This window comes from Nocardia nepalensis (assembly GCF_048910785.1).
Taxonomy (GTDB): domain Bacteria; phylum Actinomycetota; class Actinomycetes; order Mycobacteriales; family Mycobacteriaceae; genus Nocardia; species Nocardia nepalensis.
On record NZ_JBKBET010000035.1, the window covers coordinates 102,469 to 125,212 of the forward strand.

Genomic DNA, 22,744 nt, shown 5'->3' on the forward strand with positions numbered 1-22,744 from the left:
GATTACTAGGGGTGTGCTAGGCCCGTGACTCCCAATCGCGCTGAGGTGGTCTACGGATTGCCGCCCGGATGGATCGGCGGGCTCTTGGGGAATCTGACCGGGAGCGAGGACAACGACCGGTGGAACGGCGCCGGTCGCCATCGCAACTCGGTTTTCGGCACTGCCAACTCCATCTCGGGTAGGGCATCCAGCAGCTGGTCGATCGCGTCCTGCACGATCAGCTCCGCGGCCGAGCGTGCAGGGCAGGCATGCGGGCCCGTACTGAACGCCAGATGCGACCGGTTGTCAGTGATATCGCCCATCCGGATGGCAGGGTCGTTGTTGCAGGCGGCCATGCTGATCAGTACCGGCTGATGGGCCGGCAACCAGGAGCTGTTGATGAAAACCGGCTCCCGCGGATAAGTGATGCAGTAATTCGACATCGGCGGATCGTTGAACAACACCTCGTCCAGCGCATCCCGCGTCGGCCTACTCCCGTCGACCGCTTGGCCCGCGAACCGGTCGTCGGTCAATAGCAGCAGCATGGTGTTCCCGATCAGGTTCAGCGGCGGTTCGATTCCGGCGGCGTACAACAGCATCAGCTGGTGCAGCATCTCCTCGTCGTCCAGCCCTACCGGATGCTCGATCAGCCAGCTGGTGACATCCGCGCCTGGATAAATGCGTTTGAACCGAGTCAGTTCCACCAACGCCTCGGACAGCATCTGATCGCCGCGCTCGGCATCGACGGCGTCGAAAATCGCCGCAATCCCGATCGCCGCGCGTTGACTTATCACCGAAGGGCTGCCGAGCAGCGCATTGAGTGTCCCGAAGATGACGGGCAGCGCGTACTGGCTTACCACATCGCAGTAGCCGCTCTCGCAGAACGAGTTGATCTGCGAGATGGCGATCTGCTCGATGGTCGTGTGCAGCCGGTGCAGATCGATCTTGCCCAGCGCATCCGCTGCCGCCGACCGGTACCGCGTATGGTCTCCGCCTGCGCTGCGAATGGGGTTGGGCCGCCACTCCATCACGGGCCGGATCGGACAGTCGGCGGGAATGCCGCGTTCCCAGATGCGCGGATCGGCGGGGAAACGCTGCGGGTCGTGGAGGATTTGCAGTGCTTCGTGATATCCGATCACCAGGGTGGCCGGGACACCCGGCGCCAGCTCTACCGGGGCCAGCGAGCCGAAACGGCGCCGCATCTCCCGGTAGAACTCGTGCGGATCGGCCGCGAATTCTTCGGAATACAGACGAGCTCGCGGACCGTCGAAGTCGCTGAGCGACGCTATCGGCCGGGTTTCGCTGTTGGGAATCATCATGTTCCTATGGGGTTATCGAGGTTGAAGACGACTGCCGGATCGTGAACCGGGGGCCGGGGTTGCCGTCACGTCAGCCCCGGGGCCGCTCACAAACGTGGGTCCACCGGTGGCGCGTCGGCCGCCCCACGCCCGGCCAGGTCGACGTCTTCTCGTCCGCAGACTGCCGAAAGCTTTTCTCGCACAGTAGGTTCCGGTACTAGCCGGTCTCTACCGTTTTCTTGTAAGTTTGCGGACATTTTTTGTAAGGCGCGGTCGTGGGAGATAGAGGGGTTCCGCAGAGAGGGGGAGTGTGGGTCGCTGGCAGACCCAGTGGGCGGGCGTGCGGCGAAGTCGCTGACTGTTCGCGGAGACATCGCACTGCAGCCCGGCGAGTGGGGACACGCCGGGCTGCGGTTCCACAGTTCGGCGAGTTGTCGGTCTTGCGCACAGCTTCGCGGCGGCGAACTATTAGCTGTGCGGTGGCCGCGTTCGCGGGCCGTGCGGTCTCGAGCCCTCGGTGGACCACGACGCGTCGCCCCCGCGACATAGCGGAGTGATCCCTCCGCAGGAGGAGGACTCGATGTTCATCCAAGTCATACAAGGCAAGGTCGCAGACGCCGACCGACTCCGTCGGTGCATGGATCGGTGGACCGAGGAATTGCAGCCGGGAGCCACCGGCTATCTCGGCATGACCAGCGGGTTGTGCGACGACGGGACGTTCATCGCCTTGGCGAGGTTCGAATCCGAGCAAGCGGCGCGGCGCAATAGCGACCGACCGGAACAGGGCGCGTGGTGGGCCGAGACCCAACAATGCTTCGACGGTCCGGTCACCTTCATGGACTGCCCCGAAGTGACGCAGTGGTTGGGCGGCGGCTCCGACCAGGCCGGTTTCGTACAGATCATGGAAGGCCATACGCGGGATCAGGGCCGCATGCGCGAACTGCTGTCCCAGGGCACCGAGCGCATCCACGAATTGCGCCCGGAGATTATCGGCGGCACCCTGGCGACCTACGGCAAGGACGGGTACGTCGAAGCTGTGTACTTCACCTCCGAAGCCGAAGCCCGCGCCCACGAAAAGCTGGAGGTCCCCGACGATCTGCGCGAGCTGTTCGAAGAGGAAAGCCGACTCATGGGCGACGTCGAATACTTCGACCTGCACGAACCCATGCTGGTCTCGCCCAAGCGGTAGCCGATGTTCAGCAGCACGCACCCCGACCTGTGACACGCAACGCTCCGATGCCGCGGCCTCCCACAAGGAAGACCGCGGCATCGGCAGTGACGCTTACTTGTTCCAGATCGCGGCCACGTACGTCTGGCCCTTGACCGTGTACCGGTGCTCATGGACGAGCTTGTAGCCCTGGGCGGAGAGCTGGGTCGAGGTGGTGTTGAAGGTGTCGACCGAGATGTCGTGGCGGGCCTGCCACGCGCGTCCGTCGTTCTTCTCCCAGATCGCTACGAAGCGAGAGGAGCCGTTGACCTCGTAGCCGCGCACCAGGGTCAGGCGGTAGCCCTGGCCGAGCAGTTTATCGAATTCGGCCTGGTAGGCGCCGGAATCGAGGCCGTGGCGGGCCTGCCAGGCGCGACCGTCGTTGCGGACCCACGTGCTGGAGTAGCGGGGGTCGTTGCCGCCGGTGACGCGAATATCGATGATGCGGTAGCCCTGCGCGACGAGGCTGTCGAATTCGGTCTGATGCTGTGCGCCGGTGAGGTTTTCGCGGGTGACGGTGGCGGGCTGCTCGGTGCCGCCGCTCTTGGCGAAGGTGACGGTCCAGTGGCGACGGTCGCCCTGGTAGATCACCGCGACACCGACGTTGTCCAGTTGGCCGTCGAGGATGATCGCACGGTGGCCGGGCGAATTCGACCAGAAGCGCATGGCGTCGGCCGGTTCGACATTGGTGCCGTAGAAATTGATTTCGGCGATCTTCGGCGCGTTGGCGGGGACGCCGCACTGTGCGAAGCGGGTCTTGATATCGCGACCCAGGGTGTCGACGTGGTCGGCGGGCGATGAGCCACGCTTGGCACTGTCGTTGCTGGCCCATTCGGCCGGACGAGCCATCACGTCGGTGTGCGTGACCGGCTTCAGGCCCGCCTCGGCCCGCATCTTGTTGATCTGGTCGAAGACCACGCTCTCCTCGCCGCGCAAAGCGAGTGCGGCGGTGTCGACGTCGCAATTGGTGAGCGGCGCGGCGGCGGCCACGGGCAGTGCGAAAAGGCCCGCGCCCGCGAGGACGGCCAGGGCGGCGGCAGTGGTCTTGAATTTCATCGGAGTCCCTTTGTGCTAGTGATGGTGGGGTTGCACAAAGAGTCGAGCCGCTGCCTAATAAGCGACCAACCACGCACCAACGGACCGCGACAAGGTCCGCCGACCTGCTGAAGGCGAGCCATACGACGCCTCGCCACAAGTCCCGCCAGGAAGATTCGCGCGCGGCGATTCGATGTCGGTGGTCGGCGCTATCTTGGCGGCGTGAACCGTACTGATCGGCTCTACGCGATCGTCGAGGAGTTGCGGGCGGTGGCACCGCGGATGCGGACCGCGCGTGAGTTGGCGCAACGTTATGAGGTGAGCGTTCGGACGATCGAACGCGATATCGCGGCACTACAGCAGGCGAGCATTCCGATCTACGCGGATGTCGGCAGGCGCGGTGGTTACGCGCTGGAGAAGAGCATGTCGCTGCCGCCGCTCAACTTCACCGCGACGGAGGCCGTCGCGCTGGCCGTCGCCCTTGCGCGCAGCGAGTCGATGCCGTTCGAACAGGCCGGGCAGAGCGCGTTGCGCAAGATCCTCGCGGTGATGCCGGAACGCAATGCCGCCGCCGCTCGCGCCCTCGCCGCGCGGGTCCGGTTGATGGATCCGGTGGACGCTGCGCCCACCCAGGCGATTCCGGCGGTCATCGGACAGTCGATCGAAGCCGGACGGGTGCTGCGGATCAGCTATTCCGACCGCCTCGGCGCACACAGTGAACGCGAGGTCGAGCCAACCGCATTTCTCAACGGCTCGCGCGGCTGGTACCTCATCGCCTGGTGTCGGCTGCGCGAGGAGTCCCGCTGCTTCCGGCTGGACCGCATTCACACGGTGACGATGACGGATCTACCGGTACAGCAGCGCCAATTCGACGCCACCGAATCGAACATCCCCCACGATGTCGGGCTCAGAAGCGTCGCCTTGTGAGAAAGACGCGGGAAACACCGACAGGGGGTTGTCGCTGGGCCGGGTGATCGTGGTCGGGCAAGACATCGACACCGATCCCGAGGAGACGAGAAGTGAGCAGCACTCCCCCCTTCAACACGGTCGCCTGGTTCCAGGTGGGCAGCGATAAGCCCGAAGAGGCCAAGAAGTTCTACGGCGACCTCTTCGGCTGGACCTTCGGCGCCGACCCGAACGCCGACGGCTACGACCTGGTCAGCTACCCCGCGAGCGAGCAGCCGAGCGGCGGCATCTCGCACACCCCCGACGCCTCGGCGAATCACGCGACCTTCTTCGTGCTCGTCCAAGACGTGGCGGCCACGGTCGCCGCGGCCGAACGACTGGGCGGAAAGGTGTCGGTACCACCGATCACCGGCAAGGACGGCCTGATCTTCGCCCATATCCTCGACAGCTCCGGCAACGACTTCGGCGTCTTCAGCCCGCCGCCGCAGTCCTGATCATGCGGTAGTCGCAGGGGCGGAACCGTTTTCGTCCGCCCCTCTGTCTCGGCTCAATAGCGATTTGGCAGCTATCGGATCGAAAGAGTGAAACGTCCTCGACCGCCCCGTTATCGTCGACTCCCTCGGCGTTATCGGATACGGGTGGCCATTATCTGGCCGATTCAATCGCACGATTGATCTCGAGAATCGAGGTTCGCGATGGAGGATCCGTGAAGGGCCGTCGCTGGCGAAGCGCGGCGGGAGCAGTGGGTGCGGTGGTACTCGCGGTGGGGATCGGGGGGTGTGCGTGTTCGTTCGGCGACAACCTCGACGATGCGCGGGCGGCGGTCGAACGGTTCACCGAATTGCTGAACGAGCGGGACGCGGACAGCGCCGCCAAACTCAGCTCCCAGCCCGGCAACGCCACCGCGTCGTTGCGGCAGGTGTTCGAGGGACTCGGCACCGGGGCACCGGACTACCGCTTGGCGCAATTCATCGCGTTGGATCGCGCGGAGGGAATCTTCACCCTGCAGGGCGCCTGGACGTTCGGGAACGGACGGAACTGGACCTTTGACTCCCAGGGCACGGTGCGGAAATTGGCGACCGGCTGGCGCATATCGTGGGACCCCGCCATCGTTGTGCCACAACTGGACAACACCCGCACCGTCCACTTGGTGCGCACCTACGCACCGCCGCCGCCCGTGGTGAACAACAGCTTCGGGCAGAGACTGATGAGCGAGCAGATCATCGATGTGGTCGAACTCGATCCGGCCCGCATCACCGATCCGGTCGCCACCACCGATGCGCTGGCGAAGGCCATCGAGCCGGTCGCCCCGCTGATCACCGGACCGTCCCTGCGCGCACAACTCGATGCCGCGCGGGGTAAGCCGGTGGTTGCGGTCAATCTGCGAGAGGCCGACTTCGCGATCCTGGAACCGGACATCACACCGATTCCCGGCGTGCGGGCGCAGCCACGGCCACGGCTCATCGCCGCCGACCGCCGGGTGCAGTCACCGATGCTCGACGCACTGCGCACGGTGTGGCAGCAGAATCGGGACAGATGCGCCGGTTGGGCGGTTCAGGTATCCGGCCAGGACGGACGCCCGGTCGCCAACCTCACCGGAGAGCCGGGCACACCCGGTCCTGACGTGGCCGCGACGCTGGATCCGGGCTGGCAGCACGCGGCTCAGGACGCGGTGAACTACGTCGCGAATTCGGCGGCCATCGTCGCGATCCAACCCTCGACCGGTGCCATCGTCGCCGCGGCGGAAAACAACTCGGCCAGCGCCAACGGATCGGTCGCCTTCGCCGGACTCGCGCCGGTCGGCGGCATTACCGAACTATTCCGCGCGGCGGCGGCGACCATCGGGCGAAAAGCACCGAAGGACGTATCCATCGATGAGATCGACCGGGCCGCCCGCATGCTCGGCATCGGCGTCGATTTCGAGCTGGCGGGTCTGGACAAGGTGAGCTCGCGAATCCCGGCCGCCGGAGCCGAACAGATCAGGCGCGGCCAAGCGAACGAAATCCAGGCCAGCCCCTACGGCATGGCGATCGTCGCGGCCACCATCGCCAGCGGGCACATCACCCCGCCGATGATCGAAAGAGGCCGACCGGCAACGGCTTCGGCCGCCTCGGCACCCTTGCCCGCCGAGGCGGCCGACCAACTCCGCGCCATGCTCGGTGGCCCCGGATTCATGACCACCGCGTCAGGACAGGGCTGGCTGCTCGCGAATGCGGGTGATTTGGTGTTCGCGATCCATATCGAGAATCCGGAAGGTCTCGATATGCTCAGCCGGACAGCCGCACGCATGTTCCATCCCGCGCCCATAGATGAATAGCTCTCGGCCGACGCTCCTGCGGCCGAACCGATCGCGACCCGCACCTACCCGGTCGCCGCCCTACAGGTCGTTGCCCGCGTAGGAAAGATTGAAACTCTTGTTGACCAGCGGGAAGTCCGGGACGATCGTATCGTTCATCGCGACCGGCAGTGCGGGCCAGTTGAACCACGAGGGGTCGACGATTTTGGCGCGGGTGATTCGGGCGTCGTCGTCGAGTTCGACTCGGTGCACGATCGTCCCGCGCCAGCCTTCCACAATGCCGACACCGCTGCTGACCCGGCCCGTATCGACTGTGGCGGTGAATTCGATCGGCCCGCTGTGGTTCTCGGTCAGATCGGTGATCAAGGCGACCGACGCCGCGAATTCGTCGCGGCGAACGGTATAGCGGGCCAGCACATCACCGGTGGCCGCGGCGATCTCGGTCACCGGCAATTCGACGACCGGGTGCTCGATGCGTGCATCGGTCGCGACACCACTGGCCCGGGCCGGATAGCCGAGACATCCCAGCGCGCGAGCATCGTCCGCGGCCAGCAGGCCGGTGCCCGCGAAGCGGTCGTAGATCACCGCGTTGGTCAAGGTCAGTTCGGCCACTTCGGCGAGGTCCGCGGCGATCGAGGCAAGCTCGGTGATATCCGGAAGTGCCCGCAGCACAACACCTCCCGGACGGATCGCGCCGCGCAGCAACCTGGCTCCGGTCACGGCCTCGTTCATGCGCAGCAGCTGTTCGCGAATGCGTTGGGCGTGCGCGTTGGCCAGACCGAACCCGACGTCGTTGGCGAGCGCGCCGAGATCGGCGGCGTGGTTGTAGAGCCGCTCCAGCTCGACCAACATCGCCCGCAGCCGGTGCACCGCATCGGGAAGGGTGGTGCCGCAGGCCTCTTCGACGGCGAGGCTGTGCGCCAGGGCGTGGGCGGCCGAGGTATCACCGCTGATCCGCTCGGCGAACTGCACCGCATCGGTCGCGGATCGTCCCTGGAATTGACGTTCGATGCCCCGGTGCACGTACCAGAGGCGGGCCTTGAGCCGAACGACGGTCTCCCCCACCACCGAGAAGCGGAAATGTCCCGGTTCGATCAGCCCGGCATGCACCGGACCGACCGGGATCTCGTAGACCCCGTCACCCGCGACGGTCAGGAACCGCAACTCACCGGAGCCGCCGAATTCGGGCACCGCGCCCGCGTCGGCGCGCATCGGATGCCACTGCTCCGGCCAGTGCGCATGCCGCACCAACCGCCGCGCCCGCGGATGCCCGAGCAGCCGAATCCCATACAGGTCCATCATCTCCCGCTCGAAGCGGCCGGCCGGGAAGGACAGGTAGGCCAGCGACCGCAATGCCGGATCGCGGGCGGGCAGTAGACATTCCAATTCGACGCGACGATCCGGGCGACCGGCGAGGAACAGATAGACAACGCGCAGCAGCGGTCCGTCGTCGTGGGCGGCGGTCAGCGCCAGCCGAAAGCCCGCATCGAGCAATTCCTCTGCGGTATCCGCCAATTCGTCACCGGAGACGATCCGGCAGCTCCGTTCATATCCGGTCATCGTCCGCTCACCTGGCTCGCGGCGGTGCCGAACAGATCGGTGAACGGTCCGGCCGTTATGCCCAGCGCGACCGAGACCACCACCCCGACGACCAAAGCGGCCGCCATGGTCATCGGCACCGCGATCACCGGCGCATCGACCGGCGCGGCCCCGAGCAGCAGGCGACTCGAATTACGCACCAGCGCGGCGAAGGCGATCCCGATCAAGAGCAGACCCACACCCAGCGCCCAAGCCAGCCGCGCGTCGGTCAATGACCTGGCGATGGCGAGTTCGCTGGCGAACATGGCGAACGGCGGCAGTCCGAGCAATATCACCATGCCGATCGCGAAAGTGGTTGCTATCAGCGGAGATCGGGCGGCAACGCCGGTGATCGCGGCCAGCGCCGTGGACTCGTGGGCCGCCTGCAATGGCCCGGTGGACAGGAACAGCACCGTCTTGCCGACACCGTGCGCGAGCACATGCAGCAGCAGGCCCGCGATGGCCAGCCGGGTCCCCGCGGCCGCGGCGATCGCGATCAGGCCCATATTCTCCATCGACGAATACGCCAGCATCCGTTTGAGATCCCGGGTCACGGTGAGCATGAGCGCGGCGACCAGCAGCGTCAGCAATCCGATCACCAGCAAACCGATACGCAGATAGCCGGTTCCGATCGCGACATCCACAATCGACTTGACCCGCAACAGCACCGAGAATGCCACCGAGAGCAGCACACCGCTCATCAGCGCCGAAACCGGTGCGGGCGCTTGACTGTGCGCGTCGGCGAGCCAGGTATGGAACGGAACCAGACCGGCCTTGGCGCAGTAGCCGATCAACAGCAACCCACCCGCCAGTCGCGTGACGGCCGGATCGAGGTTGCCCGCATCGGCAAGCAGCACATCGAGATTCAGCGCATGCGCGGCCGCGATGCCCGCATGCCGGGCGGCGAAGTACAACAGCACGGTGCCCAGGAAGGCGATGACGATCCCGACCGAGCAGATCACCACATACTTCCAGGTGGCCTCCAACGCGCCGCGGGTGCGCCGATGCCCGACCAGGAACGCGGTGGCGATGGTGGTGGCCTCCACGGCCACCCAGATGATTCCGATATTGTTGGCGCACACCGCGACAACCATGGCGGCCAGGAATGCGGGCACCAGTGCCGCGTACGCGCGCGCACCGAAATCGTCGGTGTGGTCGTGCGCGAGTTCGGCATTCACATAACCGATTCCGGCCACCGTCGCCAATGTGCCGACCACACCGATGACGGTCAGCATGGTCACCGACAGCGCGTCGGCCCGCAGGAAGCCGCCGAGCAGCAGATGCGTTGCGCCGTGCAGTCGCAGACCCAGCCCGGCCGCGCAGACGAGCACCATGATGGCGCTGAGCACGGCGGCCAGTGCGGTGCTGCGCCGCCATCCGGCAACCGCACCGACGATGGACGCGCCGACCGGGGTGAGGATCGCGAGCAGGACGTAGATCGTCATCAGTCGTGCAACTCCCGCAGTTGGTCGAGGTCGGCGCCGCCGAAGGTGCGACGCAGCCGCCCGGTGAGTACGCCGATCACCATCACCGCGAAGAACGCGTCCACCGAGACGCCGAGTTCGACGATGAGCGGAACGCCCGCGGTGAGCAGGAAGGCGGTGGCCGCGATGCCGTTGTCCAGCATCAGGAATCCGGCGGCCTGCGAAATCGCGTGTCGACGCGTGGCCATCACGAACAGCGCGATCAGCACCACCGCGAAGGCGGCGGGCACCGCGGCGGTCTCGGGTCCCGACTCCAGATTCACCAGCGGCCGGGTCACCGCGAACGCGACCACGGTCAATCCGGCCGCGACCAGCAGCGAGGAAGCCGTATTGACCAGCGGTGTGGCCTCCCGGTATTCGCGCCGCTCCGCGCCGATGGCCCGGGCCAGCAACCAGGGCAGCACACCGGCCCGCAATGCCAGGATCACCAGACCGACCAGCACCAGTGCGGCGTCCCGGTGGTGGACGCCCGCCACCATCGGAATGGCCGCCAGCGCCAGACCCTGCCCGGCCAACAGCCATACGATCGCGCGTAGGTCGCGCCGCCACACCACGAAGACCGCGGCCAGCACCAGACCGCCCGCGGCGAAGTCGAGCACGCTCGCGTAGCCCGCGTCGGTCATCGCACTCCGTTCCTCATGTTCGCGTGGTGAAAAAGTTCGCCGCGGTCACCGCGAGCAGGGCAAGGAGAAATGATCCCGCCAACAGCTCGGGCACCCGGAACAACCGCAGTTTCGCGATGAACACCTCGGCGCTCGCGAGCAAGATGGCCAGCACCGCGACCTTCACGGCGATCGCGACGACACCGATGCCGACCGCCGCCGCACTCGGGTGGTCATCCGCAATCCCCCACGGCAGGAACAGATTCGCCAACAGCGCCAACAGCACGGTCAGCCGCATTCCGCCGGCCCATTCCACCAATGCCAGCCGGGGACCGGCGTATTCGAGCACCATCGCCTCGTGCACCATGGTCAGTTCCAGATGGGTCGCCGGATTGTCGACCGGCAGGCGCCCGGTCTCCGCGATGATCACGACCACCAGCGCGGCCGCGGCGAGCACCCCGCCCAGCGAGGCGACCCGTCCGGGATGATCGAGGGTATTCGCCACCAGCGCACCGAGATTCGATGATCCCGCCGGAATCGACAGCGCGAACACCGACAGCAGGATGGTCGGCTCGACCAGTGCCGCGATGACGGTCTCGCGGCTGGCGCCCATGCCGCCGAACGACGTTCCGGTATCGATACCCGCCAATGTCAGCGCCACGGTGCCGAGGAACAGCAGACCGACGACGGCGAACAGATCGGCCGCACCGTCCAGCGGCGAGCCGGTGGCGACCACCGGTGCGATGGCGGCGATCAGCAGTGTCGTGCCCGCGAGAACCGCTGGCGCGGCGGCGAAGACGACCGTCGTGCCGGTCGGCGTGATCGACTGTTTGCCGAGTTGTTTGCGCAGATCCCGCCATGGTTGCAGGACCCCGGCTCCGGCCCGGCCCTCGGCCCGCGCGCGCACCTGCCGCATGGTCCCGAGCACCAAGGGCGCACCGGTCATGACGCCGACGATCTGCACCGCACCGGCCACCACCGACATCGCGCTCATCGCGCCACCACCAAGGCGATCAGCACACCGATGGCGCCATAGGCGAGATACAGGTGCACGCTGCCGGTGTGCGCCCTGGCCACCAGCCACGCGGCCTGCCGGATCACCCGGACCACCGGTCGATACAGCCGCTCCTCGACCGCATCGGAGATGCGCGCGTGATAGGCGACTCGGTCCACCAGATAACGGGATTCGGCGTGATGGGTGATCTCGATATCGGTGTCCGGGCGCAGCACATCATCGAAGACGCGCTGCAGCGGTTCACCGAAAGACGTTGCCGTGTACTGCATCCGAGCGTTCGGTTGATCAGCTCCACAGGCCCACAGCGGAAGTACCGCCGTGGCCGGACGCCGCCGCGACCGCCATCCGGAGACGCCGACGGCCGTCAACACCGCGACCACCAGCGAGGTCGCGATGGCGCCCGGCACGATCGAACCGGACAGGCCCGGAAGTCGCACGGTCACACCGAGATCGAAGTGGACACCGCGTGCGGCGGGCAGCACCGCGAGCACGCGTCGCAAACCGGCGCCGATCGACAGCGGCGCGACAGCCAGGACCGCACACGCACCGGCCGCGATCACCATTCCGGTGAGCATCGTCGCGGGTGCCTCGTGTGCCTGTGCCGCGGCGTCGGAGCGCGGCCGGGCCAGGAATCCGATCCCGAAGGCCTTCACCATCGTCGCCACCCCGAGCCCCGCGGTCAGCGCGACCGCGCCGACGGCCAATGGGGCCGCCAGCGCCACCACCGGATCCTGTTGCCGCGCAGTGTGAATCAGCGACTGGACGAGCAGCCACTCACTGACGAATCCGGCGCCGAGCGGCAATCCGGACGCGCCGAGCGCCGCGATGCCGAACAGTGTCGTCGTCGCGGGCATGCGCCGCGCCAGTCCACCGAGCAGATCCAGATCGCGCAGCCCGGTCGCCGCCAGCACCGAACCGGCGGCCAGGAAGCCGAGGCATTTGAATGCCGCGTGTGCGACCAGGTGCAGTAGTGCGGCTGCCATCGCGACCGTGGCCGCTCCGGTCGAACCGGCGTCGGCGAGCATGGTCGACGCACCGAGCGCCAGGACGATCAGGCCCATATTCTCGGTGGTCGAATAGGCGAGCAGTCGTTTGAGATCCGTGGCGACCGAGGCCTGCAGAATGCCGTAGACCGCCGTCGTCGCGCCGAGCACCAGCAATGCCAGACCCCACCAACGCGGTCCCGGCCCGAACATCAGCAGGTCGAATCTGACAATGCCGTAAATGCCGAGATTCACCATCGTCGCGCTCATCAACGCCGACACCGGACTCGGTGCCTCCGGATGGGCCCTGGGCAGCCACGCATGCAGCGGCACCAGACCGGCCTTGGCACCGAATCCCGCTACGGTGAGGACGAATACGACGTTCTTGGTGGCGTCGGCGACCGCGCCGAATTCCCCGAACCGATCGGCTCCGGCGGCAGCGGACGCCACCAGCAGCCCGACCAGCACCGCGACGAAACCGAGCTGGGTCAGCACCGCGTAGAACACCCCCGCGGCCCTTACCGCTGCGCGCCGATGCTCGGCCAGCACCAGCACGAGCGAGGCGATCGCCATGGCTTCCCAGGCCAGCAGGAAGGTCGTGACCGAGCCCGCCGCCGTGACGGCGAGCATCGTGGCGACGAAGACCGGCAGCACCCACAGCGGCACCCGGCCCAGGTGCTCCCGCCGCGCATACCCGATCAGATACAATCCGACCGGCACCGCGACCGCGCCGGTCACCGCCATGAACCAGCCGCCGACCCGATCGACCTCGAGATACACCCCGGACAATGGCAGCAACCAGCCGATGCGCACCGGACGCACGGTGCCGAAGAGTCCGGCCAGCCCGATCGCCACACCTACCGCGCCGACCACACTGGTCGCCAGGCCCGCGAATAATGCGTCGATTCCATTGTGCCGCACCGGAACTGGCACACCGGGCGCTTCGGCCACCGCCGTGGCGGTCACCGCCCGGTCACCGAACGCAGCGCGGCGACGATCCGATCCGGCGACGGCGGGCACCCCGCGATCTCGACATCGACATCCACCACGTCCCGCACCGCACCGACCACCCCATACGCACCGGCGAACACACCGCGGTTCAATGCGCAGTCACCGCAGGCGATTACGAGATTCGGCTGCGGTGTCGCGTCGAGTGTCCGGCGCAGCGGTTCGGCCATATTCCGCGTGACCACCCCGGTCACCAGCAATGCGTCGGCATGACGCGGGGACGCGACCAACCGCGCGCCATAGCGTTCCGCGTCATAGACCGGACCGAACGCGCCCGAGATCTCGACCTCGCACCCGTTACACGATCCGGCGTCGACATGCCTGATCTGTAGCGAACCACGCACGGCGGCAGGCACATTCGCTGCCACGGGCGCGGCGGGCGCGGGCTCGGCTACTCGGCCGACCCGCGCGATCTTGCGCACCCAGCCCATCGCGCGCCCTACCGACGGCTTCGACTGGCGGGTGGAATGTTTGCGCGTACATCGCCCACGGCTAGAGGTTTAGCAGATAACCATCCGCCGATGTAAGCAGTTGCGAAAACCCGCAAGTGAAGTAGCGCCCGTTCGAATTCGCGAAGTTCGCGCACGGTCAGCGGTTGCCGACGAGACGTAGCTTCAGGGCGGCCAGTTGCTCACGTAGCACCTCGGGCAAGCGGTTGCCGCCGATGGTGGCGTACCACTCGTCGATCGAGCGGGTCTCGGCCACCCACTCCTCGGTATCGACGGCCAGCGCCGCGTCGATCAGTGTTCGGTAGCCGTCGCCAATGCCCGTGAGGTCGAGCGCTTCGGCGGTCGGCACATGGCCGATGGGGGTCCACTCGGCGTCGGCGGTGCCTTCCAGACGCTGCATCGCCCACTTCAGCACGCGGACATTGTCGCCGAATCCCGGCCACAGGAATTTGCCGTCCGCGCTGCGCCGGAACCAGTTGACCTGGAAGATCTTCGGCAGTTTGGCGGCATCGGCACCTGCCCCGAGTGCCAGCCAGTGCGCGAAGTAATCCCCGACGTGATAGCCGAGGAACGGCAGCATCGCCATCGGGTCGCGCCGGACCACGCCGACCTTGCCCGCCGCGGCGGCGGTGGTCTCCGAGGACAGGGTGGAGGCCACGAAGACGCCGTGCGCCCAGTCGAAGGATTCGGCGATCAGCGGCACCGTGGTGGCGCGGCGGCCGCCGAAGAAGATCGCCGAAATCGGCACGCCCGTCGGGTCGTTCCATTCCGGGGCCACCGACGGGCACTGCTCGATCGGCGTGCAGTAGCGCGAATTCGGATGTGCCGCGGGCGTACCCGAGTCCGGCGTCCAACTCTGGCCGCGCCAGTCGGTGAGATGTGCGGGCGGCTGGTCCGTCAGCCCCTCCCACCACACATCGCCGTCGTCGGTCAGCGCGGTATTGGTGAAGATCGAGTTGCCGCCATCGATGGTGGCGATCGCATTCGGATTGGTCTCGGCCCCGGTTCCGGGTGCGACACCGAAGAATCCGGCCTCCGGATTCACCGCGTAGAGGCGACCGTCCGCGCCGAAGCGCATCCACGCGATATCGTCGCCGACGGTCTCGGCCTGCCAGCCCGGCAGCGCCGGTTCGAGCATGGCGAGGTTGGTCTTACCGCACGAGGACGGGAACGCGGCCGCGATGTAGTGCGTCTTGCCCTGTGGGGAAGTGAGTTTCAGGATCAGCATGTGCTCGGCCAGCCACCCCTCGTCGCGGCCGAGCACCGAGGCGATCCGCAGTGCGAAGCACTTCTTGCCGAGCAGGGCGTTGCCGCCATAGCCCGAGCCGTAGCTCCAGATGGTGCGGGTCTCCGGGAAGTGCGCGATGTACTTGGTCTTATCGCACGGCCACGGCACATCCTGCTGGCCCGGAGTCAGCGGCGCACCCACCGAATGCAGACATTCGACGAATTCGGTGCCCTCGGCGAGGGCCTTCCACACCTGCTCACCGGAGCGGGTCATGATCTGCATCGATACCGCTACGTAGGCCGAATCAGTGATCTGCACACCGTATTTCGGCTCCGCCGCATCCAAAGGTCCCATGCAGAAGGCGATTACATACATGGTGCGCCCGGACATCGCGCCGCGGTAGTGCTCGGTCAGCACGGTGCGCATATCGACCGGATCCATCCAGTTGTTCGTCGGGCCCGCGTCGGACCGCTCCTCGGAGCAGATGAACGTGCGGTCCTCCACGCGGGCGACATCGTCTGGGTCCGAGGCGCACCAGAACGAATTCGGCTTGCGGTCGAGGCGGACGAAGGTGCCCTTGTCGACCAGTTCGGCGGTCAGGCGGTCCCATTCCTGGCGCGAGCCGTCACACCAGACGACGCGGTCGGGCGCGGTCAGCTCGGCGACCTCCCGCACCCAGGCGAGGATGCCCGGATGGTCGGTCGGAGCCTGCGAGGCCTGGGAGTGATCGGTCACGGGACTCTCCTTAGAAACTGACTAGGTGGCTAGTTTAGAAAATATGCAACCAGTGAACGCGGGAGGGCCCGAGGTTCCCGCTCATCGCGGTCAGGTGCCCACGGCCGGCACGGTCTCGGTCGGGCTTTCCAGCAATTCGGCCTGACCGGCGACGACACCGGTCAGAATGGCGCGTGCCACCACCAGCAACTCCTTGACCCGCGGTGAGGTCAGCGCGTAGGTCACCGATAGGCCCTCACGCCTGGCGGTCACCAATCCGGCGCGCCGCAGGATGGACAGCTGCTGCGATAGGTTCGCCGCCTCGACACCGACCTCGGGCAGCATCTCCGATACCGCATGCTCACGCTCGCTGAGCAACTCCAACACCCGGATCCGCACCGGATGCCCTAGGGTTTTGAAGAAGTCGGCTTTCATTTGGTACAGCGGCCTGCTCAATCCCGGCACTTGGTGAACCATCCTCCAGCCTTATCCGCATCGGCTCGAGCCGACCGACGCATTGATTTCGCAGTTTAGCAAACAGGGAAGCAACCGCCGAACGCCCCGAGCCGAGCTCGGTCGCTCACAGGAAACACCCAGCGTTCGCTGAGGTTGGGTGATGTTGGGGGCGGCACGCTGGGGTGATGAGCAGAGGAGAGCCGCCAGCGCGGATTCTCGACTTCGGCGATGACACGGGCGCGGTCGAGTCGCATGTGTCGGATCCGCGGCGCGAGGTCGATACCACCGAGCCGGAACTCATCCGCACGCTGCACACCGTCGGTTACGTGCTGCGCGAACCGCAGCCGAGTCGGGCATGAGACTGCACGAGGCGCTGGCCAGGCGGGTGTCGGCCATCCCGCTGCGGGTCGGACTCGTTGTCGCCCTCGTCTTCCTGGCGGCCATGGTGCTGCTGGCAACGGGCTTCGCGGTGACCTCCGCGTTGAGCCGATCCCTGACCGCGCGAACCGATGAGCAGCTCTACGATGCGGCGCGTTCGTGGGCGCAGCCGCGTCAGATGCGGCAGATCATCACGAATGACGGTGCGACGGTGTGGATTCCGGCCGATATGCCGGACACGCCGACCGGTCCCCGACTGTTCACCGACCAACCGCGCCGCTTCTACGAGTTGCGCAAAGGCCCTGACGGACAGCTCTATTCGGGCAGTCCAGGGAATATCGCGGGCACCGGCGCCATGCCCGATATGGCCGGGCAAGCGAAAGCGGTGCCCACAACGGTCGGCTCGACCAACGATTCCTCGGTGCAATGGCGCACCTTGACTACCAGTAACCAGTACGGCTCGACCACCATCGCGCTGCCGCTCGCCGATAACCAGGAGACGGTGTCGCGGTTGATCTACTTCGAACTCGCCACCGGGGCGGCCGCGCTGCTCGCCCTCGGCGTGGTCGGATATTTCGTGGTCCGGCGCAGCCTGCGTCCGCTGCGCACGGTCGAGGAGACCGCGGCCGCGATCGCGGGCGGCGATCTGCACCGCCGCGTCCCGGTGCGCGATGTCGACACCGAGGTCGATCGGCTCGCACGGTCGTTGAACGCGATGCTCGCCCAGATCCAGCACGGGGTCGCCGCCACCGAGGCCTCCGAGGAGGACGCCCGGCGTTCGGAACGCCGCATGCGTCAGTTCATCGCCGACGCCAGCCACGAATTGCGCACCCCGCTCACCACGATTCGCGGTTTCGCCGAGCTCTACCGCCAGGGCGCGAGCACCGACGCGCGCATGGTGGTCGGCCGCATCGAGGGTGAGGCCGAGCGCATGGGCCTGCTGGTCGAGGATCTGCTGATGCTCGCGCGACTGGATGCCAAACGCCCGCTCGACCGCAGGCCGGTGGATCTGCTGACACTCGCCGGCGATGCGGTGCACAACGCGCAGGCCATGGCGGCCCAGCAGCAGACCGATCCGCAACGCCGGATCACCCTGGAGGTCCGTCCCGGCGTCGGCACCATGGACGTGACCGGCGACGAGGCGCGCTTGCGTCAAGTGCTGGCGAATCTGCTCGGCAATGCCCTGGCCCACACCCCGGCCACCGCCGCGATCACCGTGCGGCTCACCCCGTCCGCCGATGCGGTGCGCATCGATGTCATCGATACCGGCCCCGGTCTGCCACCGGATGCCGCCGCCCGAGTATTCGAACGGTTCTATCGCACCGACGATTCACGCACCCGGGCCAGCGGCGGAACGGGTTTGGGCCTATCGATCGTGCAGGCCCTCGTCGTGGCACACGGCGGCCGGGTGAGCGTGCACAGCGAGCCGGGCAGCGGCGCGACCTTTACCGTGACGCTGCCGCGGCCGACGGCGGACTCCGCCAAAGCCGTTCAGGCCTAACTCACTGGGTCGGCACCAGGGCCGGTTCGACCGGAGTCGTCGCGGGCCTCGGCGCCTCATGCCGCAACGGAGCCATCGCACCGAACGTGTCGCGAACCTCGGCGCAGACCTGGATGAGCCGGTCCACCTGCATATCGGTCAGCCCGGCGTGCAGCGCGAACCGGATGAGGGAACGTTCGTGCGCGGTGGCGGGCCAGCACAGGACCGAGCCGAAAACGCCACGGGCCTCCAGGAAGTCGCTGATCGCCATGGTGCGCTTATCCGGACCGGTCTGCAGCGCGACGATATGGCTGGCCGAACCCTCCAGATCGAACTCCAATGCCATCAGGGCACGGCGCACGATGGCGGAGACCTCGCGCAACCGGATCCGCCGCCAGTCGTCGACGCGGATGACATCGAGTGTCGCGGCCAGGCCCGCGATATCGTGCGGCTGCAGCGTCGCGGAGAAGACCGAGGGATCGGACTCCATCTTGAAGTAGTCGACGAAATCGATGTTGTTCGCCGCGATGAATCCGGCGCGTCCGGCGAAAGCCGTGGCGAGGCTGGCGATTCGGAACGGCACCCGGTCCACGAGGCCGAGCGCGACCACCATGCCCGCACCGTACGGTCCGTCGGTGCCCAGCGAATGCGATTCGTCGACCACCAGCACGCTGCCGGTCTCGTCGGCGACGTCACAGATCTGGGTCAGCGGACTGCGACTGCCATTGGTGCTGTAGATCGAGTCCACCGCGACGATTCCTGGACCGTGTTTGCGGATCTCCTCGCGCAGATGGCCCGGAAAATTGTGCCGGAACGAATACACCGGCGCACCAGCCGTTTTCGCACCATGCCACAGCGACATGTGGGCGATGTGGTCGACGTAGACGGGGGTGTACGGGTCGGCGATCGACTGCATCAATCCGGCATTGGCGTCCCAGCCGGATTGACACAGAATTCCGGCCGCCGCCCGCATATGTTCGGCGAGCGCCATTTCCAGCGCGATCTGCGGGTGGTCGAGACCGTGCACGAAGACACCGGACGGTGCCACCGGCCCGCCCGTGTTCTGCAGCGCCGCGCACATCGCGCCGACGATATGCGGTTCGCGGGCGAGCGCGAGATAGTCGTTGCTGGTCAGCACGACGTCGCCCAGCGTCGGTTTACGGCCGTGCAGCAAATGCCGTCCGCCCCATGCGGCCGCAATCCGTTCGGTATGGAATGCACTGACGCGAAGGAATATGCGGTCGGCGACCGACAAAGTCATCTGAACTCCTTTCACTGCTATCAGCTACTACAGAGCACACATCGAGCAGATTGAATCATTACCCGTCGCCGCATGCGCCGAAATCGCCAAGTTGGCCCGGGCATGTCGCACTAACAGCGTCCTAACAGGATCAACAGGCACGATGGTCGGGTGCGGGTACTGGTGGTCGAGGACGAGCGGTTGCTGGCCGACGCGATAGCCGATGGGCTGCGGCGGCATGCGATGGCGGTCGATGTGGTGTACGACGGGGCCGATGCGCTGGAGCGGGTCGGCGTGAACGACTATGACGTGATCGTGTTGGATCGCGATCTGCCGACGGTGTCCGGCGATACCGTCTGCACCTGGCTGACCGAGGCCGGGAGCGACGCGAGAATCCTGATGCTGACGGCCGCGGCGGCGGTGGCCGAGCGCGTCGCCGGACTCGGACTGGGCGCCGACGACTATCTGACCAAGCCGTTCGCCTTCGCCGAACTGGTCGCCCGAATTCAGGCGCTGGGGCGGCGATCGCGGCCCGCGACGCCGCTGGTGCTCGAGCGCGCCGGCATTCGACTCGATCCGCATCGACTGTCGGTCACCCGCGACGGTGAGCCGATCTCGTTGTCGCGCAAGGAGTTCGCGGTTTTGGCCGAATTGCTGCGCGCCGATGGCGGGGTGGTGTCGGCGGAGCAGTTATTGGAGAAGGCATGGGACGAGAACATCGATCCGTTCACGGGGGTGGTGCGCTACACGATCATGATGGTGCGCCGGAAGCTGGGCGATCCGCCGGTGATCGAGACCGAGGCGGGCGTGGGGTACCGCATCCGATGAGGGGCCGCACTATTCGGCTGCGGCTCACCTTGCTGTACGCGGGCGCGTTCTTCATCGCCGGGGCGATCCTGGTCGCGTTGATGTACTTCTATCTCGATCGTTCGCTGGATCGGCGCTACGGGATGGGTGCGCAGCGGCTCGTGCGCGAGTGGCTGGCCAAGCGCAACCGCCCGGTCGTGTCCGAGGAGTTGTACGAGGCGCTGACCGCGCAGGCCGCCAAGGAGCGCCGCGACACCCTGGAGGCGATGCTGGTCTGGTCGCTGGTTTCCCTCGGCGCCATCGGAATCGCGGCGGGTGGACTGGGTTGGCTGCTGGCCGGGCGAGCATTGCATCCGCTGCAACAGATCACCGCGACCGCGCGCCGGGTGGCCGATCGCAGTCTGCACGAGCGGATCGCGCTGACCGGGCCCGATGACGAAATCAAGGATCTGGCGGACACTTTCGACGCCATGCTGGAGCGGCTGGATCGCGCCTTCGACGGTCAGCGGCGTTTCGTCGCCAATGCCTCGCACGAGTTGCGCACGCCACTGACCATCAATCGCACGCTGATAGAGGTGGCGCTCGATGATCCCGACGTGCCGGAGTCGACGCGTCGGCTCGGGGCAACGCTGCTGGAGGTGAACCATCGGCACGAACGGTTGATCGATGGGTTGCTGGTGCTCGCGAGCAGCGAGGAGCGGCTGATCGAACGCGTCCGGGTCGATCTGGCCGAGGTGGTCCGACGGGTGGTCGCCGTCGCGGGCGATGCCGCCGGGCGGGCCGGTATCGAGATTCGCACCGATATCGCGGCGGCTCCGGTTTCCGGCGACCCGGTACTGCTGGAACGTCTCGCACAGAACCTGGCGGACAATGCGATTCGCTATAACGTCAGCGAAAACGGCTGGGTCGCAATCAGATCGGCGAGAATTGAAGGCAAAGCCCAACTCGTGGTCGAGAATACCGGCCCTGTCGTACCGGCCTTCGAGGTCGACGGCCTCTTCGAACCATTCCGCCGACTGGCCTCCGGCGATCGGATCGCCGAGTCCGACCATGCGCCGAACACTCGCGGTGCGGGACTGGGCTTGTCGATCGTGCGTTCGGTGGCGAATGCGCACGGCGGCGACGTGCGGGCGCAAGCTCGACCCGAGGGCGGGCTGATCGTCACGGTCACGATCTGACCTGGCGGGCGGCGCCCGGTAGCGCCGCCCGCACTCGGCTCAGTAGTTGTGGCAGCTGTTGGCGATCTCCCGCAGCTTGTCGATCTTCTTCTGCCCCTCGGGCGAGTTGCGCTTCTCCTCGATCTTGGTCCGCGCATTCGGGTGGTTGTCGAGCCACTGCTGGGCACGCTGCTTGCGCTGGTCGACCGGCAGTGCGAGGAATTCCTGCAGCTTCGCTTTGCGCTCAGGATGGCTGTCCAGGCGCTCGGCCAGCTTGGGCGCCTCGGCGTGAATGGCCGCGTCCACCTGGGCGAAGGTGCATGTCGTCTCGATCAGTCCGCCGCCGACGCCCGGTTGCGCCGAAGCGGTCGCGGGAACCAGTAGCGCGCCCGCCGCCAGCAGACCGCCGAGCGCGACGGCGGTTCGCATGATTCCGGTACGGGTGAATGTCATTACGAGTGACCCTTTCCATTGGCGATCGGATCACGGCAGGCAATCCCGTGATCCGATGCCAGTCCACCAGGCAGGGTGTTTGGACAGCGCTAGGAACGTCGCACGCGGGCCAGCCAGGCCGCCTCGTCGACAATGCTGCCCCTGGTGAGGCCGAGTTCCTCGGCCTGCGTGACAGTCTCGCTCACTCGCCCGCGATACCGTGCGGACTTCAACTCCGCCAACTCCCAGCCTGCGCCGAACGCACTGGAGATCGCCGTCCTGCTGATGCGCGGGCCGAAGCCCGGTTCGGCGTCCGAGAGCGCGAGGATATGGACCAGCCCGCCGGGCTTCAGTACGCGCCGGAGACTGCGGACGTAATCGCTCGGATCGCCGTTGTCATAGGCGAATACGTGAAACAGCGCGCTATCGACAATGGTGTCGTAGCGAGGCTCGTCCCCGAGTTCCAGCGCATCGGCCACCTCGAACCGCGCGACCACCCCGTGCTCTTTCGCATTGGCGCGGGCATACGCGATCGCACTCGGCGACAGATCCACCCCGAGCACGTCATACCCGAGCTCGGTCAAACGAATGGTGTGCTCACCGGCCCCACACCCGACATCGAGCACCGCACCACGAATCCACCCGTGCTCGATCAGCTCGAGCACCGCGGGCTGCGGCTCCCCGATCACCCACGGCGCGGAACCATTGTCGTAAGCCGAATTCCAGAACTCAGTAGGCCGAATCATGTCTCCAGCCTTCAACCTCAACCCTGGTTCATGTCAATCCCGCCCGTCCAATGGGTTCGGCAAAGGCGCCTCTGCGGCAATAGCACCGAACTCGGCGGCCCTGCGCGCGGTCGCCGAACCGGACGCCTCGCCCCGCCGGGATGGTTCGGCCTGGCCCCAAGGCTTTCCGGATCAGCGGCAAGCTCCCAGGACCGGCAAGACCCGGCAAGCGCCGGAGCGCATCTCCGTGCTAAATACCGTCACGTCAACCCTGCTGTACAAGGAGC

The 22,744-nt window shown here is 66.7% G+C and carries 21 protein-coding genes; 8 read left to right on the forward strand and 13 right to left on the reverse strand.

The window, feature by feature from the left end:
* Window positions 1–50: 50 nt before the first annotated feature.
* Window positions 51–1,295: a cytochrome P450 family protein gene (locus ACHQ4I_RS29105; RefSeq protein WP_420775063.1), complete on the reverse strand. Its 1,245-nt coding sequence runs from the start codon at window positions 1,293–1,295 to the stop codon at window positions 51–53.
* 562 nt (window positions 1,296–1,857) lie between these two features.
* Between ACHQ4I_RS29105 and ACHQ4I_RS29110 the strand changes: the two genes are divergently transcribed.
* Window positions 1,858–2,466 carry a hypothetical protein gene (locus tag ACHQ4I_RS29110; protein WP_420775064.1) on the forward strand — a complete coding sequence of 203 codons (609 nt, stop codon included), beginning with the start codon at window positions 1,858–1,860 and terminating at the stop codon, window positions 2,464–2,466.
* A gap of 93 nt (window positions 2,467–2,559) precedes the next feature.
* Here ACHQ4I_RS29110 and ACHQ4I_RS29115 read toward each other — a convergent pair whose 3' ends face one another.
* Entirely contained in the window at window positions 2,560–3,540 is a 981-nt protein-coding gene (locus ACHQ4I_RS29115) for a CAP domain-containing protein (protein WP_420775065.1), read from the reverse strand.
* Between the two features lie 201 nt (window positions 3,541–3,741).
* Between ACHQ4I_RS29115 and ACHQ4I_RS29120 the strand changes: the two genes are divergently transcribed.
* From ACHQ4I_RS29120 to ACHQ4I_RS29130, 3 genes are all read left to right on the forward strand, one after another.
* On the forward strand, window positions 3,742–4,446 hold the full coding sequence (locus ACHQ4I_RS29120) for a helix-turn-helix transcriptional regulator (RefSeq protein WP_420775066.1): 705 nt from the start codon (window positions 3,742–3,744) through the stop codon (window positions 4,444–4,446).
* A 92-nt stretch (window positions 4,447–4,538) separates the two neighbouring features.
* Window positions 4,539–4,919 (forward strand): VOC family protein, encoded by a 381-nt coding sequence (locus tag ACHQ4I_RS29125; RefSeq protein WP_420775067.1) that lies wholly within the window; start codon window positions 4,539–4,541, stop codon window positions 4,917–4,919.
* A 212-nt stretch (window positions 4,920–5,131) separates the two neighbouring features.
* Window positions 5,132–6,742: an NTF2-like N-terminal transpeptidase domain-containing protein gene (locus ACHQ4I_RS29130; protein ID WP_420775068.1), complete on the forward strand. Its 1,611-nt coding sequence runs from the start codon at window positions 5,132–5,134 to the stop codon at window positions 6,740–6,742.
* A 60-nt stretch (window positions 6,743–6,802) separates the two neighbouring features.
* Here the strand turns inward: ACHQ4I_RS29130 and ACHQ4I_RS29135 are convergent, their stop codons facing one another.
* The 8 genes from ACHQ4I_RS29135 to ACHQ4I_RS29170 all read right to left on the reverse strand — a co-directional run bounded on the left by ACHQ4I_RS29135 (window position 6,803) and on the right by ACHQ4I_RS29170 (window position 16,259).
* Window positions 6,803–8,281, reverse strand: coding sequence for a hydrogenase large subunit (locus tag ACHQ4I_RS29135; protein ID WP_420775069.1), 1,479 nt, complete (start codon window positions 8,279–8,281; stop codon window positions 6,803–6,805).
* Window positions 8,278–9,744 carry a proton-conducting transporter transmembrane domain-containing protein gene (locus ACHQ4I_RS29140; RefSeq protein WP_420775070.1) on the reverse strand — a complete coding sequence of 489 codons (1,467 nt, stop codon included), beginning with the start codon at window positions 9,742–9,744 and terminating at the stop codon, window positions 8,278–8,280. The genes ACHQ4I_RS29135 and ACHQ4I_RS29140 overlap by 4 nt, the downstream gene beginning before the upstream one ends.
* Window positions 9,744–10,406 carry a hypothetical protein gene (locus tag ACHQ4I_RS29145; RefSeq protein ID WP_420775071.1) on the reverse strand — a complete coding sequence of 221 codons (663 nt, stop codon included), beginning with the start codon at window positions 10,404–10,406 and terminating at the stop codon, window positions 9,744–9,746. Before ACHQ4I_RS29145 ends, ACHQ4I_RS29140 begins: the two co-directional genes overlap by 1 nt.
* A gap of 13 nt (window positions 10,407–10,419) precedes the next feature.
* Window positions 10,420–11,370 (reverse strand): respiratory chain complex I subunit 1 family protein, encoded by a 951-nt coding sequence (locus ACHQ4I_RS29150; protein ID WP_420775195.1) that lies wholly within the window; start codon window positions 11,368–11,370, stop codon window positions 10,420–10,422.
* A 5-nt stretch (window positions 11,371–11,375) separates the two neighbouring features.
* Window positions 11,376–13,289 (reverse strand): proton-conducting transporter transmembrane domain-containing protein, encoded by a 1,914-nt coding sequence (locus ACHQ4I_RS29155; RefSeq protein WP_420775196.1) that lies wholly within the window; start codon window positions 13,287–13,289, stop codon window positions 11,376–11,378.
* A 56-nt stretch (window positions 13,290–13,345) separates the two neighbouring features.
* On the reverse strand, window positions 13,346–13,822 hold the full coding sequence (locus ACHQ4I_RS29160; protein WP_420775072.1) for an NADH-quinone oxidoreductase subunit B family protein: 477 nt from the start codon (window positions 13,820–13,822) through the stop codon (window positions 13,346–13,348).
* 157 nt (window positions 13,823–13,979) lie between these two features.
* Window positions 13,980–15,803, reverse strand: a complete 1,824-nt coding sequence (locus ACHQ4I_RS29165) for a phosphoenolpyruvate carboxykinase (GTP) (RefSeq protein ID WP_420775073.1) — start codon at window positions 15,801–15,803, stop codon at window positions 13,980–13,982.
* A gap of 90 nt (window positions 15,804–15,893) precedes the next feature.
* Window positions 15,894–16,259 carry an ArsR/SmtB family transcription factor gene (locus ACHQ4I_RS29170; protein ID WP_420775074.1) on the reverse strand — a complete coding sequence of 122 codons (366 nt, stop codon included), beginning with the start codon at window positions 16,257–16,259 and terminating at the stop codon, window positions 15,894–15,896.
* A 164-nt stretch (window positions 16,260–16,423) separates the two neighbouring features.
* Here ACHQ4I_RS29170 and ACHQ4I_RS29175 point away from each other — a divergent pair, with 164 nt between their 5' ends.
* Both ACHQ4I_RS29175 and ACHQ4I_RS29180 read left to right on the forward strand, forming a co-directional pair.
* Complete coding sequence (locus ACHQ4I_RS29175; RefSeq protein WP_420775075.1) at window positions 16,424–16,597, forward strand: hypothetical protein; 174 nt, start codon at window positions 16,424–16,426, stop codon at window positions 16,595–16,597.
* Entirely contained in the window at window positions 16,594–18,117 is a 1,524-nt protein-coding gene (locus ACHQ4I_RS29180) for a sensor histidine kinase (RefSeq protein ID WP_420775076.1), read from the forward strand. Before ACHQ4I_RS29175 ends, ACHQ4I_RS29180 begins: the two co-directional genes overlap by 4 nt.
* Window position 18,118: 1 nt before the next feature.
* Here the strand turns inward: ACHQ4I_RS29180 and cqsA are convergent, their stop codons facing one another.
* Entirely contained in the window at window positions 18,119–19,357 is a 1,239-nt protein-coding gene (gene cqsA, locus ACHQ4I_RS29185) for an alpha-hydroxyketone-type quorum-sensing autoinducer synthase (RefSeq protein WP_420775077.1), read from the reverse strand.
* 150 nt (window positions 19,358–19,507) lie between these two features.
* Here cqsA and ACHQ4I_RS29190 point away from each other — a divergent pair, with 150 nt between their 5' ends.
* Window positions 19,508–20,164 carry a response regulator transcription factor gene (locus tag ACHQ4I_RS29190; RefSeq protein ID WP_420775078.1) on the forward strand — a complete coding sequence of 219 codons (657 nt, stop codon included), beginning with the start codon at window positions 19,508–19,510 and terminating at the stop codon, window positions 20,162–20,164.
* Window positions 20,161–21,321, forward strand: coding sequence for a sensor histidine kinase (locus ACHQ4I_RS29195; RefSeq protein ID WP_420775079.1), 1,161 nt, complete (start codon window positions 20,161–20,163; stop codon window positions 21,319–21,321). The genes ACHQ4I_RS29190 and ACHQ4I_RS29195 overlap by 4 nt, the downstream gene beginning before the upstream one ends.
* 39 nt (window positions 21,322–21,360) lie before the next feature.
* Here the strand turns inward: ACHQ4I_RS29195 and ACHQ4I_RS29200 are convergent, their stop codons facing one another.
* On the reverse strand, window positions 21,361–21,753 hold the full coding sequence (locus ACHQ4I_RS29200; RefSeq protein WP_420775080.1) for a hemophore-related protein: 393 nt from the start codon (window positions 21,751–21,753) through the stop codon (window positions 21,361–21,363).
* Window positions 21,754–21,842: 89 nt separating this feature from the next.
* Window positions 21,843–22,478, reverse strand: coding sequence for a class I SAM-dependent methyltransferase (locus tag ACHQ4I_RS29205; protein ID WP_420775081.1), 636 nt, complete (start codon window positions 22,476–22,478; stop codon window positions 21,843–21,845).
* Window positions 22,479–22,744 lie beyond the last annotated feature (266 nt).

Coding starts and splice junctions, on each gene's coding strand:
- ACHQ4I_RS29105 (WP_420775063.1), bottom strand. CDS start 1,295: ATGATTCCCAACAGCGAAACCCGGCCGATAGCGTCGCTCAGCGACTTC.
- ACHQ4I_RS29110 (WP_420775064.1), top strand. CDS start 1,858: ATGTTCATCCAAGTCATACAAGGCAAGGTCGCAGACGCCGACCGACTC.
- ACHQ4I_RS29115 (WP_420775065.1), bottom strand. CDS start 3,540: ATGAAATTCAAGACCACTGCCGCCGCCCTGGCCGTCCTCGCGGGCGCG.
- ACHQ4I_RS29135 (WP_420775069.1), bottom strand. CDS start 8,281: ATGACCGGATATGAACGGAGCTGCCGGATCGTCTCCGGTGACGAATTG.
- ACHQ4I_RS29140 (WP_420775070.1), bottom strand. CDS start 9,744: ATGACGATCTACGTCCTGCTCGCGATCCTCACCCCGGTCGGCGCGTCC.
- ACHQ4I_RS29145 (WP_420775071.1), bottom strand. CDS start 10,406: ATGACCGACGCGGGCTACGCGAGCGTGCTCGACTTCGCCGCGGGCGGT.
- ACHQ4I_RS29150 (WP_420775195.1), bottom strand. CDS start 11,370: ATGTCGGTGGTGGCCGGTGCGGTGCAGATCGTCGGCGTCATGACCGGT.
- ACHQ4I_RS29160 (WP_420775072.1), bottom strand. CDS start 13,822: ATGGGCTGGGTGCGCAAGATCGCGCGGGTCGGCCGAGTAGCCGAGCCC.
- ACHQ4I_RS29170 (WP_420775074.1), bottom strand. CDS start 16,259: ATGGTTCACCAAGTGCCGGGATTGAGCAGGCCGCTGTACCAAATGAAA.
- ACHQ4I_RS29175 (WP_420775075.1), top strand. CDS start 16,424: ATGAGCAGAGGAGAGCCGCCAGCGCGGATTCTCGACTTCGGCGATGAC.
- ACHQ4I_RS29180 (WP_420775076.1), top strand. CDS start 16,594: ATGAGACTGCACGAGGCGCTGGCCAGGCGGGTGTCGGCCATCCCGCTG.
- cqsA (WP_420775077.1), bottom strand. CDS start 19,357: ATGACTTTGTCGGTCGCCGACCGCATATTCCTTCGCGTCAGTGCATTC.
- ACHQ4I_RS29195 (WP_420775079.1), top strand. CDS start 20,161: ATGAGGGGCCGCACTATTCGGCTGCGGCTCACCTTGCTGTACGCGGGC.
- ACHQ4I_RS29200 (WP_420775080.1), bottom strand. CDS start 21,753: ATGACATTCACCCGTACCGGAATCATGCGAACCGCCGTCGCGCTCGGC.
- ACHQ4I_RS29205 (WP_420775081.1), bottom strand. CDS start 22,478: ATGATTCGGCCTACTGAGTTCTGGAATTCGGCTTACGACAATGGTTCC.